A 13,148-nucleotide genomic window follows, 5' to 3' on the forward strand; every position below is an offset into this window, starting at 1 on the left:
TTTCGACTAGGTTGGGAACACAGGTTTTCGGATTGCTTGCATGACACTGGGAAGACTCACCGCCGACCTTCGCAAGCGGGGTCCGTGGTTAAGTCGCACTGAGAAATTCGCAGTTTCCGGTGACAGATAAAGGAAAAAACCTCGGGAGGTGCGAGGTGATTTTCGAGGGATTTCCTCGGGTGTTCCGGGGGTTATCTGGAGTGTCTGCAGCGGGCATTTCGGGGGAATCGGCCACAGCCCTTGAAGGGCCGTTGCAGATGACAGAAAGGAGAACCCGAGGATGGCCAGGTTGAGGCTCGGGTGATGCCAAATGAGGGGGAAAAATTCTGAGAAAGTGGCGATATGAAGTCCGTCATCGCGAGCAGGCTCGCTCCCACATTGATTCGTAGCGCCCACAAAACCTGTGGGAGCGAGCCTGCTCGCGATGAGGCCAGCCCAAACAACATTAAATAAACAGGCACACCCCTACTGCACCAATTGATTGATCTCGATGATCGGCAACAGCACCGCCATCACAATCACCAGCACCACCCCGCCCATCACCACAATCATCAGTGGTTCAAGCAACGCAGTCATGCCCATCGCCCGGCGCTCGATTTCGCGGGACAGGGTTTGCGCCGCACGCTCAAGCATCGGCGGCAGCGCGCCGGTTTTCTCGCCGCTGGCGATCAGATGAATCAGCACCGGGGGAAATACGTTCTCCACTTTCAGTGCTGCCGCCAGGTTGACGCCCTCCCGCACTTTGGCGGTGGCCTCATTGACGCTCAGGCTCAGGCGATCATTGGACAAGGTCTGCCGCGCCGCTTCCAACGCGCGCAACAACGGCACCCCGGCACCGCCGAGAATCGCCAGCGTCGATGCGAATCGTGCGGTGTTCAACCCCAGCACAAACCGTCCGATCAGCGGCAGCTTCAGCACCCGATGATGCCAACTCAGGCGCGCCGCCGGATTGCGCAGATACAGGCGCCAGCTCCAGAACGCACCGGCCATGACGCCCGCGCACAACCAGCCCCACGCCCGAATGAAATCACTGGCATTGAGCATCGCCAGTGTCAGCCCCGGCAGATCCTGCCGTGCCTGGGAAAACGCGCTGACCACCTGCGGCACCACATAACTCAGCAGGAAAATCACGATGCCGATCGACACCAATCCGACCACACCCGGATAAATGAACGCAGTAAGAATCTTGCCGCGCAGGTTGTTGCGTTCCTCGATGTAATCCGCCAGCCGTTCCATCACCTGCGCCAGATCCCCGGACTCCTCGCCCGCCGCAATCAGTGCCCGATAAATCTCCGGAAAATCCCGAGGCCGCGCCGCCAGCGCCTCGGCCAGACGCATGCCGCTGCGCACGTCGGCACGAACGGCGCTGAGGGTGTGGGCGATGTGTTTTTTCTCGACCTGCTCGACCGTGGCGCTCAGTGCAGCTTCCAGTGGAAGACTGGCGCCGAGCAGGCTCGACAGCTGCCGGGTGGCCCAAGCCAGATCGTTGTCCGACAGCCTGGCGCTGAACAACCCACCGCCACCGTGCTGGGAGACGTTGCTTTCCTTCTCCACCGACAACGCCGTCAAACCACGACCGCGCAGCACGCCAAACGCCGCGCCCTGACTGTCGGCTTCGAGATGCCCGGATTCGATCTTGCCGCTGGCATCGGCGGCTTCAAAACGATAGCGATTCATCAGGCGTCCCGTGTCACACGAAGGATTTCTTCCGGCGCCGTGGCACCGCTGCGGATCCAGCGCTCGCCATCTTCACGCAGGCTGAACATCCCCGCCTTGCTCGCCGCCGCACGCAACGCCTGCTCCCCTGCCCCTTGGTGAATCAGGGTGCGGATGTCGTCGTCGATGCAGAACAATTCGTGAATGCCGGTACGGCCGCTGTAACCGGTGTGATTGCACGCCGCACAACCGACCGGGCGCCAGGTGCCGGGCGTCGCCGGGTCTTCCTGTTTGCACTGATTGCACAGTCGTCGCACCAGTCGCTGGGCCAGAACGCCGAGCATCGACGAGGCCAGCAGGAAAGGCTCGACGCCCATGTCGACCAAGCGGTTGACCGCCGACACCGCATCGTTGGTGTGCAGGGTCGCGAGCACCAAGTGACCGGTCAACGAAGCCTGCACCGCGATCTGCGCGGTTTCCAGGTCGCGGATTTCTCCGATCATGATGATGTCCGGGTCCTGCCGCAGAATCGCCCGCAAGGCCAGGGCAAACGTCATGTCGATCTTGGCATTGACCTGAATCTGGCTGATGCCCGGCAGGTCGTATTCCACCGGGTCTTCCACAGTAAGGATGTTGCTGGTGCTTGCATCGAGCCGAGCCAGCGCCGCGTAAAGGCTGGTGGTCTTGCCGCTACCGGTCGGGCCGGTGACCAGCACGATGCCGTGGGGCTGGCGGATCAAGTGATCGAGTTTGGCCAGCACCTGCGCGTCCATGCCCAGGGTTTCCAGGTGCAAACGCCCGGCTTGCTTGTCGAGCAAACGCATCACCACCCGTTCGCCATGGCCGGTGGGTACGGTCGAGACGCGAATGTCGATCGGCCGCCCCGCTACGCGCAACGCAATGCGGCCGTCCTGCGGCAGGCGTTTTTCGGCGATATCGAGCTGGGCCATGATCTTGATCCGCGACACCAGCGCACCGTGCAACGCCTTGCGTGGCGAGACCACGTCGCGCAGGGTGCCATCGACCCGGTAGCGCACCACCGAATGGGTTTCGAACGGTTCGATATGAATGTCGCTGGCCTCGTCCCGCGCCGCTTGCGTGAGCAAGGCGTTGATCATGCGGATCACCGGCGCGCCGTCCTGGGTGTCGAGCAGGTCGGTGATTTCCGGCATGTCCTGCATCAGGCGGTCGAGGTCGACTTCGTTTTCCGCCGCACCGACCACCGCCGCCGCGCTGCCGGTGTCGGCGTAGGCCGTGGCGAGCAAGCCGTCGAGTTCATCGTCGCGCACTCGCTCAAGCTTCGCCGTGCCGAACTGCCGGCGCACCTCGCTGATTGACCAGCCCGGCGTCGACGGGCACACCGTCAGCACGCCGTCGCGCAGCAGAATCCGCTGCGCCTTGGCCCATGCGTAGGGCAAGCTGCTCATAACCGCGGGCCTGCTTCAATCGGCACAGCCTTGATGACCGCGCGGGGCCCGGAAGTCGGAACGGCTGCCGGCACACCCTGCGCAGCGGTCGGCAATTGCGGCGCCTGCATGTCCGGCATCGCCCAGCTGCGCTCCGGTTGCAGACCGCCCTGAGCGCGGCGCATGAAGTCGTAGCGGTTAAGCGTGATGCTGCGCCCCGCCGCGCTGTCGCGGATGATGTAGGGGCGCAGGAATACCATCAGGTTGGTCTTGGTGATCGAGCGGCGCTCGTTGCGAAACAGCGCGCCGATCCCGGGAATACTGCCCAGCCATGGCACCGCGTCATTGCTCTGGCTGTAGCCGTCCTGCAGCAGACCGCCGAGCACCATGATCTGCCCGTCGTCGAGCAGGATGCTGGTGTCGATCGCGCGTTTGCTGGTGACGATCCCTGCCGAAGTCGAAGCCGCCGAAGCGCGCTCGTCGATGCTGCTGACTTCCTGATAGATGTCGAGCTTCACCGTACCGCCCTCGGAGATCTGCGGCCGCACGTTGAGCTTCAAACCGACCTCTTCGCGGGTCACGGTCTGGAACGGGTTGTTGCTGGTGCCCCCGCCGCCGGTGACGTAACTGCCGCTGACAAACGGGATGGTCTGGCCGACAAAAATGCTCGCCGCTTCGTTGTCCAGGGTCAGCAGGTTCGGCGTCGACAGTACGTTGGTGCCGCCCTTGCTCTTCAGGGCCCGGGCCAGCACTTTCAGGTCGAGAATCTTGCCGATGCCGGGGATGTCGACGGTGCCGTTGACGTAGCCGAGGTTCAAACCTTTGGGCAACACATCGACACTGGTCTTGCCGTTGACGTTGATCCCCGAGCCGCCAAGGTTGGCGCCGCCGATCACGCCATTACCGGCCAGATTACCGGTCTGCCATTGCACGCCGAATTCGCTGGCGTCGTCCTCGCCGACTTCGACGATCAGGCTTTCGATCACCACTTGTGCGCGGCGCTGGTCGAGCAGGTCGATGACTTCGCGCAGGTTGCGGTACAGCGGTTCCGGCGCGGAAATCAGCAAGGTGTTGGTGGTCGCGTCCGCCTGAATGGTCACGCCGCCAGCGCTGAAGGCCACGTTCTGCTCGCTGCTTTGCGCGTTGCTGCTGCCACTGCCAGTGCTGCTGCCTTGGGCGTAGCTGCCGCCAGTGCTGCCGTTGTTGGTGGTCGAAGTGCTGCCATTGGTTTGCGTGCCGCTCTGGCCGTTCTGCCCACCGTTCGAATTAGTGGAACTGCCCATGGCGCTGAGCACCGAGCGCGCACTGTCGCTGGTGCCGCTGTCGCTTTCGCCGGTCAACAATCCGCGCAGCGCTTGGGCCAGTTTGCCGGCCTGGGCGTTACGCAGATAAACCACATGCAGATTGCTCGGATTGCTCTGGGCGTTGTCGAGTTTGTAGATCAGGTTGCGCGCCAGCTCCGTGCGCTCGGGGCTGCCGGCGCGGATGATGATGGTGTTGGAGCGCGGGTCGCCGATCACGGCGATTTTCTGCGTCGGGTCATTGCCCGGTGCGTCGAGCAGGTCGGCGACCATCGGCGCGATGTCGGCGGCAATGCCGTTCTGGATCTGCACCACGTCGGTGTCGATGGCGCTCGGGGTATCAATGCCCTGAATCAGTTGCGCGACCCGCGTGAGGTTCTCGGCGTAGTCGGTGACGACGATGGTGTTGTTGCCCGGATAGGCGTTGATCGGGTTGTTCGGCGACACGATCGGGCGCAGCACCGGGATCAGGTTCACCGCGTTCTCGTATTGCAGGCGAAACGTGCGGGTGAGCATGCCGTTGCCGGCCGGTTTGTCGGCGCTGTAGATCGGCCCGCCGAGCAACTTGGCGTCGGCCTCCGGCACCACCTGCGCCACGCCGCCGACATCCACCACGCTGAAACCCTGCATGCGCAGCGCCGCCAGCAACATGTCGTAGGCCTGATGCGCCGGCACCTGGCCTTCGGAGACCAGCGTCAGGTTGCCCTTGACCCGAGGATCCACCAGAAACTGCTGGCCGGTCGAGCGCGACAACGCGCGCACCACCGCTTGAATATCGGCGTCGACAAAATTCAGCGTCACCGGTTGATCGCCCAACGGGTTGGCCGGCAACGTCGTGCCCCGCGCCGAACCGCCACTGCGGGCGCGTTCGGTGATGTTGTGCAATTGCTTCGGCGCAGGTCTTGCCTGAGCCTGCGCACGCTCGCGGTCGAGCACCGCGTCGCCGCTGCGCTGGGTGTTGGCCAGCGGCCGGCCGAGTTCGCTGTCCACCAGCAGCGGCGGTTGATTCGGTGGCGTTGTGTTGCTGCACGCGCTCAATGCCATCAACAGCATCGGCAACGCCATGCGTTTGGACCCTGACCCCTTCATGAAGCTTCCTTAGCGCCCAGCGCCTGATCCATGCGTACGGTGCCCGACAGAGTGCCGGCCGTGTCATCGGTCGCGGCGTCGTCTGCGCGTTGCAGACGGGCCTCGACCACTTGCAGTGAAAAATTCCGGGGTTGGCTCAGCAGCCAGTCGAGCACGGCGTCGGCGGGTGCCGCATCGAAGGTCAACTGCCAGCCGGCGGACGCGGCTGCCAATTGGTAATGGCCGCCCAGTCCGCTGGCCTGCAAGGTCTGCTGCAGCGACTGCTCCAGGTTCTGCCCGTCGGGGCGCACGCTGACATCGCGCAACAGCACTTCCAGCGCTTCGGCCTGGGCGCGCAATTTCGGGGTTTCGACTTGCGAGGCGGCAATCTTCTTCAACGGCGGTTGAACCAACGCCACCCACACAAACAGTCCAACTAACAGCGCTGCCATGCCAACGACCATGCGTTTTTCCCGCAGGGCCAACGGCTGCCACTTGGCCTGCAATTGCGCATTGAAGCGCTGCCAACCGGCGCGGTATTTCGCAAGCGATGGGCTATTCATCTTCGGCTCCGCTGCTGTCGTCGTTGTCGGTGGCGGCGGTCGCCTCGCCGGCCGGGCGCAGGACCCAGCCGTCATCATTCGGGCTGATGCTGATGCCGGCCTGGGCCAGCGTGCCTTGCCAGTCCTTGTCATTGCCCGAGCGCCGGGCCTCGGGCAGCAGACTCAATTGCAGCGCGCCGTCGACAAATTCCAGCCGCTGCACCGTGCCCGCCATCGACGGCATGCCGCTGCCGGCCTGCAACACCAGCCGCGTGAAATCCTGCCCCGGCGCATCCACCGCGCCTTGCTGGCGAGCGGCGATTTGCTGACGGGCCTGTTGCAGCGGATTGAGGATCACCGGCAACTCGGGAAACGCCTGCTTCACCCGCTGCGCCATCTGCGCCTTGAGTTGCTGGCCCTGCCCGGCCTCGCGGGCGGCGTACAGGTTCAAACCGATCACCCACACCGCCAGCGCCAACGCACAGCAACCGAGCGCCCTGCCCCAGCCGCGATGTTCGGTGCCCGGTTGCTGAAGGCCCCCGTGCAGGCCCCAGTTCGGTAACGGGCCGGAGCAACGTTGCGTGTCGGCCAATGTCGATTGCACCGCCTCAGGCGCGCCGTCACCGATCCAGTGCGCCGGCAGACCGGTTTCCAGCAGCCACGCTTCGTCGATCATCGGCTGCACCTGCGCCGCATTCGGGCCGTGGCGCAGCAACAGATGATCGTCGTGCAGGCAGCCGACGCCACCCGCCATCACCGGCAAACTGTAGGCCGCCGGGTACAGGCCTTTGAGGTTCAAGCCGAATTGCCCGAGGTGCTGCAAATCCTTGCGTGCTACCCAGGCAATATGCACCTGGCCGCTTTCATTGCGAGTGCTGTGGGCGATGTGCATCTCGGCGCTGTCGCCGAGCATCAAGGCCTGCGCCGCACATTGCACAGCGGCAGCGGTTTTGTTCGCGGGCAACGGCGGCAGATCGATGCTCGCCAGCAGGCTGTCCGACGGGTGCAGAAAGCACACCAGCGGTTGCTTCTGCAGTGCGTCGAGACGCACACGCTCCTGGCGTGTGACCTGCCCCTGACGATCCAGCCACGCTCCCTCCACTTCACTGTCGAGACTCAGCTCCGCCAGCGGCGGCAAACTCACGCGCAACTGACTCATACGCCCACCCGCGACCAGATCACTTGCGGCAACCGATCCTGACTGCGATGCAACAACGCATCGAGGCTCACCCGCCGCTGATCCCGCCGCGCCTGACCGCGCAGCCGGAACCAGTCGCTGGTGATGCCGACCTTGACGCTGGTGATCTCCAGTTGCGGCAGGCGCAGGCGATTGACGAAATCCCCGCGATTGATGAACCAGCGTCCGGCGTCACGCTCATTGATCAACGCCTGCGCCCGCTCCAGCGACAGCCCCGGCACATAAGCCGCCAGCACCGGCGCCGTGGCGGTGTTGCCGTTGAGCCAGGTGGTCGCCGGAATCACCGTCAGGTACGGCGCGAGCTTCGCCAACAACGCATCGTTGACCCCATCGACACTGCGCAAATCATCAAGCGTGCGCAGCATCGGCAAGGTCGGCGATTGAGGCTTGCGCGACGCGGACGGCGACGTGGCGCGCCCGCTGTCGAAGGTGTTTTTCGCCACAGGCTTGTCCACCAATTGGGCATTCAACAGGTGCGGATAAGAGCCGATCACCCGCTGACTGATGCGCCGGCTCAAGCCGCTGCTGACACCGATCAACTCGCACAATCGCTCGAACGCCTGCACCTGCGCATCATCGATCCGCTCGTTGGCCACCAGATTGCGCAGGTTGAACTTGCCCTGCTCGTCCTCCAGCCGCCCTTCGAAACCCTGAGTGTTCAAGCGCTGCGCCCACGGCTGATCGAGTCGGGTCAGCGGATCGCGCTGCCGGGCATCCCACAACAATTGCCGGCTGATCTCCAACCCGCCGTGCAACAGCCAACGGCCCTGCACCCGCAGTTGTTCGGCTTCCAGCGCCCGGGTCGAAACGCTCTGGCGCGTCAGCATGCCGGCGGCGATCACCGCGACCACCGCAGCGATCAGCAGCGCACTGATGATCGCCATCCCCTGCTGGTTCGATGGGTTGTTCATGACCGGCCTTACAACTGCCAGGAACCGATGTCGGCATTCACGCCTTCGCCGTCAGGCTGGCCGTCGGCGCCGAGGGAAAAGATGTCGATCTCGCCGTTGGCACCGGGATTGAGGTACTGATAAGGACGACCCCAAGGGTCATTCGGCAGACGCTCCAGGTACGAGCGCCAGTTGCTGTTCTTCGCATCGGCCGGCCGCTCCACCAGCACCTTCAGGCCCTGGCTCTGGCTCGGGTAAGTGCCGTGATCGAGGCGATACAGCTTCAGCGCCTGCATCAACCCGCCAATGTCCTGCTTCGCCGCCGTGGCCCGTGCCTGATCCGGCCGGTCGAGCACCTTGGGCACCACCATCGCCGCCAGAATCCCGAGAATCACCACCACCACCATGATCTCGATCAGCGTGAAACCCTGCTGCCCACGGGGCATCCGGCTCGGTCGACTGGGCTGTTTGAATTGCGCGATATCCATCTCGTCATTCCCTGGCTTGATTCGATTCGACGCGCAGTGTTGCAAGAAGATATGTCAGGGATGTTGAAAATCCTCGGGTGTTTTCGTCGTCAAGCCGTCAAGCACGGGGGTTAGCGTCAAGGGCTGCCCGACTGCCCGAGCCCCCGATGCGCACCCCCTCCCCGCAAGCCGGATTCACCCTGATTGAAGTACTCGTCGCGCTGGCGATCATCGCCGTCGCCATGTCCGCCGCCGTGCGCGTGGCGGGGTTGATGACGCAGAGCAGCGGGATACTGCGGGATCGTTCGATTGCGATGATTGCGGCGCAGAGTCGGATGGCGGAATTGCGGTTGGAAGGGAAATTGCCGATGGGGGTCAAGGTGATGGAGTGTGATCAAGGGAGGTTGTTGTTGCGGTGTGAGCAGGTGATTGGGGGGGCGGAGAATGGGCGGTTGTTGAAGGTTGGTGTGCAAGTCTTTGATCGCAGCCAGGAACGCCCCCCGCTGGCTCGGCTTGAAACGTTATTGAACCGGCCTCAGGACTGATGATCGCTTCTGTTTAATCGTTTTCCTCGATGCCGTTTAAAGACGTCAGACGTTACTTGATCAAGGCTACAGCGGCTTGCGTCATTACCTACGACTACGCCAGAATCCGCCGGCTTGTGCGTCTAGTACGCGGGTCTTATCGTTCCATGGTCACTGAAAAACAGTGATCGGGTTTGGTAGCCCGCAGCGCTGACGCATTGCGTCACCTCATGCAGTTGCATTCATGCGACTGGATTTATGGTGGCCATGCTCAGGGCTTCTTCGGAAGCGCCGGTTCCAGTGCTCCGGTCTACCAACCTGCGTATGGTCGCCACCCCCTCGTTTGGTAGCGAGAGTGGTTGACTCCAATTTAATCAGTACTGGAGTTACATCAATGATCAAACCAACGCCCAACCCACCAGAAACCGATCCGGTCTCACCCTACCAATTCCCCGACTCCCGAACCCTGAACGAAGCCGCCGAGCGCGCCCTCGACCACTACCTCACCCCACAACAACGCATCATGGGCAGCCACACCACACACGATCCCATGTTCCTGGCCAACCCCGCCTACAACAGCGAATCCCTCCTGGCCAACGCCAGCGAATCACTCGATTCCGCCAGCGAAATGCTCAGCAACTTCGCCGCGATCCTCGAACCCGCCCACCGTAAGACTGCGCTGGGGATTGCGCAGGTGGTTATGGTTGCGGGGCTGGCGGTGAATCAGGCGCTGGATCATGTTGAGGTGAAGACGTAAGCGGTTGAGTGCTGTCGCTCAATAGCTGGAAAGAAAATCGCCGAGGTTGTCAGGTGTGACTGACAACCTCGGCCAAATGCGTTTTTCTCTGTACCAAAAGCTTCAACCGACCCGAACGCGAAGGTGTTACGGGCTGCTCGCTTTAAGGTCATTCACAAGCCGTCAACAAAAGAATTGTAAGAAATGTTGAGCGCAACATTTGCCTCAGGCATCCTGTGCGGCGCAAACGTACATGGGTGGCGGCGTTTGATGCTCTCCTCCACCAGAGCACTCTTTCTACTCTGCCAAACGTTTGATGTTCGCATTATCTCAGTGGCCGGAATTTCTAATTCAATCAGGCCAAGGACAACTGAATCTTTTAAAAGGAATTTCCCGTGAGTGGCAAACCTGCAGCCCGAGTCACAGATCCCACCAGTTGCCCGCTCCCGGGGCACGGCACAAACCCAATTGTCAGCGGCTCTCCCAATGTCAATTTCGACGGCCTTCCCGCCGCTCGGATGACCGATAAATCCGCATGCGGTAGCCCGATCACCGGAGCGGTCAGCTCGACGGTTTTCATCAATGGGCTGAATGCCGCGACTCAAGGCAGTACCGGCGGCCACGGCAACGTGGTTGTGGGTGGCTCCGGCACGGTCATTATTGGTGACACCGTTGTATCAGCACCCTTCAGCGGCCTGACGTCGATGCCAGTGCATTTCAGCGACAAGTTCAGATTGGTTGACCAAGAGTCGGGCGAACCATTGGCCAATCTTGAATATGCCATTCAACGCGCAGATGGCAGCCTGGAACACGGCGTAAGTGATGAGATGGGCTACACGCATGTGGTGAGTTCGCACCTGCCCGAAACAATCCAACTGTTTCTGGAGGACTAAGGCATGGCTGAAGTCGTTAGCAGAAATGGCCGGAAGATGTCTCCCGTCGCCACCAGAGCGGTAACGCCCGTCAAAGACGACACCCCGAAAACAGTAGAGCTGGACGCAAAAAAACAGAAACGACGGGCCGAGAACGAAGCGTATTTAAAGGACAAAAACGTCAAAGCCTACTTGTTCGCAATTGGCGAAGCCGAAGGCGGTGACTATCACGCGAAATACGGTCATGGCTGGGCCGAAGGTTTTAAAACCGGAAAATGGACGTTCACTGACGAGTCCACCCATCCGGGCGCCGGCTACGGCGGAAAAACTACGGCATCGGGCTTGTATCAAATCAACGTTGCCACATGGCGCGAGTACGGCGAGAAACAGGGACTGACGGACTTTTCACCCCATACCCAGGACCTTATTACCGTCGACATTCTTCGCACCCTCGGAGTGATCGACAAGATCAAGGCCGGAGACATTCCGGGCGCAATGCCGAAGGCGGCCACAAGGTGGGCAGCACTCCCGGAAGGGCCAGGCAAGAAAAACCACTACCCGCCTCAACCGTACGCCGAGTATCCAAAGTTTTTGGCGAGCTACAAATCAGCTGGAGGAACTACTAAATGAAGACCCCGATCCTCTTGCTCCTCGCGATGTATTGCATGGGTACAAACGTCGCGTTTGCCGGCGGCACGCAGGCGACAAACGACAAGCACGGGCCAGCTGGCATCGCAGTCGATGAGCCCTTGTTGTCGGCCAGGTCCAAGTTGCTCAAACAAGGATGGAAGCCAACCCGGATGCACACCAGCGATGGCTATGAATACAGTGGTGTCGAGCGCGAGCTGGCTGCACGCAAATTCCTGGAACTCGATACCTGCTCATTTGATAGCTCGCGCTGCATCCTGTTCTATTCAAAGAAAGGCGCCTGCTTGCGCGTCGACACCATTGGTGAGCAGCTTAAAGACATGACGGTTACGCGGTGGACGGATGAATGTCCGGATGCATCTCTAGAACCCAATAAAGACGACGCGGGTTAAGAAAGCAGGGAACCGAATGAAATAAATCAGTTCCCTTCTTTCTGTTGGCGGCATTGTTAAATGAAACTAAAAATATTAGCCATCAGCCTTTTAGGTTGCGTCAGTTTATTTTCTAGCGCAGCAGACCTTCCTATCAAAGAGGGAATGCCATTTTCGAAAGCCAGAAAAGCTTTGATCAAAAATGGCTGGGAGCCGAATCCGACCTACTCAGGTGAGTTCGGGGTTGAAAGCGTCATCCAAAGAAAAGGCTTCAGTGAAATCGAGTCTTGCACGGAAGGCGTCCGTTACTGCAGCTTCAACTACATCAAGAACGGAGATTGTTTAGGTGTAGGAACAGTCGGCGAAGAGGTCAAAGACATGAAGATTTATTCCTGGAACTTCAAATGTCCCGAAAAGGATTGAAGCCAGAAACCAAAGGGGACAGGTCCATCAGCCCCCTTTTCAGTCATGCTTCAAACCATCACCCGTGAGGGTGATGGCCTACCACCTCCCTCCTTGGCCGAACACGATGTCCGAGACCAACCCATAACTTTGTGGGAGCCAGCCTGCTGGCGATAGGGGGATATCAGGCAACAGAAACAGCGCATGTGCCATCGCTGCCAGCCCTGCCCCGCATCACCCCGGCAATTGCAAATTATCCAACGCCCGATTCACCGCCAACTCCCCGAGCATGATCAACTGTGCAATGCCCACCAACGCCCGACGCTGCGAAGCCGGCACCAGACTGGCGATGTTCTGGGCAATGGTTTGGGCCGAAGCGAGTGTTTCACTGGCATCAATCAGCAGTTCTTCGTTTTTGTTGTCCGCAGTCACGGCATACATCCCGCGGGTTCTACGTGGGGGCGGCGTGGAGCCGGGCGGACAGAGGTAATGGTCGAGCGCGCGGTCGGCGGCTTCGTGGAGTTTTCTGGAATCGATGGATTCGTAGGGGGAAACCGAGTCGGTTTCGGGCGGGTTGGGTGTTGGTTTGATCATGGTGAAGCTCCATTTTTATACCTGGTGGAACCACCAACACCTGTCGCTAAACAAGTAAGGGTGGCAGCTGTGCGCGGGTTAGCGAACCGAGAGGTATAAGACCCGGCAGACCCGAAGGTCTCCCACGCACAGCCACCATATCGTCATCGCAAAAATCTGCGACGAACTGGAGCGTCGTTGAACTTATACCTGGTCAGGTCGCTAAACCCGATCGCTGGGTTGCCAGCGACACGTAGACGATAAAGACCAGGTACAAAGCGCACAAGCCGGCGGATTCTGGCGTAGCTGTAGGCAACGGCGCAAGGGTGTGTAGCCTGAGAGAGTGTTTGGAGATGTCTTTTTAAACGAGACTGTCAGATATTTTGTGTGCGGGCCGATAACGGCCTGCCGTCAGGTAGGTCGTGCTTTTACCAGGTCGGCCTGATAAATCGATCTCCGTACAGAATCGCAAATTGATTCATCGCGCTCTTCCA

14 protein-coding genes are annotated in these 13,148 nt (G+C 60.8%); 6 read left to right on the forward strand and 8 right to left on the reverse strand.

The window, feature by feature from the left end:
- Positions 1-465: 465 nt before the first annotated feature.
- Genes gspF through gspG form a run of 7 tightly spaced genes read right to left on the reverse strand, consistent with a single transcriptional unit; the run spans position 466 to position 8,549 of the window.
- Entirely contained in the window at positions 466-1,677 is a 1,212-nt protein-coding gene (gene gspF, locus DXT77_RS23245; protein ID WP_119429345.1) for a type II secretion system inner membrane protein GspF, read from the reverse strand.
- On the reverse strand, positions 1,677-3,083 hold the full coding sequence (gene gspE, locus DXT77_RS23250) for a type II secretion system ATPase GspE (RefSeq protein ID WP_119429346.1): 1,407 nt from the start codon (positions 3,081-3,083) through the stop codon (positions 1,677-1,679). Before gspE ends, gspF begins: the two co-directional genes overlap by 1 nt.
- Positions 3,080-5,452 (reverse strand): type II secretion system secretin GspD, encoded by a 2,373-nt coding sequence (gene gspD / locus DXT77_RS23255; protein ID WP_119429347.1) that lies wholly within the window; start codon positions 5,450-5,452, stop codon positions 3,080-3,082. The genes gspE and gspD overlap by 4 nt, the downstream gene beginning before the upstream one ends.
- Positions 5,449-5,994, reverse strand: a complete 546-nt coding sequence (gspM, locus tag DXT77_RS23260; RefSeq protein ID WP_119429348.1) for a type II secretion system protein GspM — start codon at positions 5,992-5,994, stop codon at positions 5,449-5,451. The genes gspD and gspM overlap by 4 nt, the downstream gene beginning before the upstream one ends.
- Positions 5,987-7,132, reverse strand: coding sequence for a type II secretion system protein GspL (gspL, locus tag DXT77_RS23265; RefSeq protein WP_119429349.1), 1,146 nt, complete (start codon positions 7,130-7,132; stop codon positions 5,987-5,989). Before gspL ends, gspM begins: the two co-directional genes overlap by 8 nt.
- The gene (gene gspK / locus DXT77_RS23270) at positions 7,129-8,082 is read right to left on the reverse strand and encodes a type II secretion system minor pseudopilin GspK (RefSeq protein WP_119429350.1); all 954 of its coding nucleotides are present in this window, start codon (positions 8,080-8,082) and stop codon (positions 7,129-7,131) included. The genes gspL and gspK overlap by 4 nt, the downstream gene beginning before the upstream one ends.
- Positions 8,083-8,090: 8 nt before the next feature.
- Positions 8,091-8,549, reverse strand: a complete 459-nt coding sequence (gspG, locus tag DXT77_RS23275; protein ID WP_119429351.1) for a type II secretion system major pseudopilin GspG — start codon at positions 8,547-8,549, stop codon at positions 8,091-8,093.
- Positions 8,550-8,695: 146 nt separating this feature from the next.
- On the opposite strand from gspG, the gene gspI reads away from it, so the two are divergent.
- The 6 genes from gspI (at position 8,696) to DXT77_RS23305 (ending at position 12,102) form a co-directional block, all read left to right on the forward strand.
- Positions 8,696-9,073, forward strand: a complete 378-nt coding sequence (gene gspI / locus DXT77_RS23280) for a type II secretion system minor pseudopilin GspI (RefSeq protein WP_119429352.1) — start codon at positions 8,696-8,698, stop codon at positions 9,071-9,073.
- A 373-nt stretch (positions 9,074-9,446) separates the two neighbouring features.
- Positions 9,447-9,809, forward strand: coding sequence for a DUF6124 family protein (locus tag DXT77_RS23285; protein WP_065260569.1), 363 nt, complete (start codon positions 9,447-9,449; stop codon positions 9,807-9,809).
- A gap of 374 nt (positions 9,810-10,183) precedes the next feature.
- Complete coding sequence (locus tag DXT77_RS23290) at positions 10,184-10,681, forward strand: PAAR domain-containing protein (protein WP_085654191.1); 498 nt, start codon at positions 10,184-10,186, stop codon at positions 10,679-10,681.
- Between the two features lie 3 nt (positions 10,682-10,684).
- On the forward strand, positions 10,685-11,290 hold the full coding sequence (locus DXT77_RS23295) for a hypothetical protein (RefSeq protein ID WP_218568660.1): 606 nt from the start codon (positions 10,685-10,687) through the stop codon (positions 11,288-11,290).
- Positions 11,287-11,700: a hypothetical protein gene (locus tag DXT77_RS23300; protein ID WP_119429353.1), complete on the forward strand. Its 414-nt coding sequence runs from the start codon at positions 11,287-11,289 to the stop codon at positions 11,698-11,700. The genes DXT77_RS23295 and DXT77_RS23300 overlap by 4 nt, the downstream gene beginning before the upstream one ends.
- 60 nt (positions 11,701-11,760) lie before the next feature.
- On the forward strand, positions 11,761-12,102 hold the full coding sequence (locus DXT77_RS23305; RefSeq protein ID WP_256663016.1) for a hypothetical protein: 342 nt from the start codon (positions 11,761-11,763) through the stop codon (positions 12,100-12,102).
- Between the two features lie 213 nt (positions 12,103-12,315).
- On the opposite strand, the gene DXT77_RS23310 is transcribed toward DXT77_RS23305, so the two are convergent.
- Positions 12,316-12,675 carry a DUF6124 family protein gene (locus DXT77_RS23310; protein WP_119429355.1) on the reverse strand — a complete coding sequence of 120 codons (360 nt, stop codon included), beginning with the start codon at positions 12,673-12,675 and terminating at the stop codon, positions 12,316-12,318.
- Positions 12,676-13,148: the final 473 nt, after the last annotated feature.

This window comes from Pseudomonas sp. 91RF, assembly GCF_003576265.1.
GTDB lineage: Bacteria > Pseudomonadota > Gammaproteobacteria > Pseudomonadales > Pseudomonadaceae > Aquipseudomonas > Aquipseudomonas kribbensis.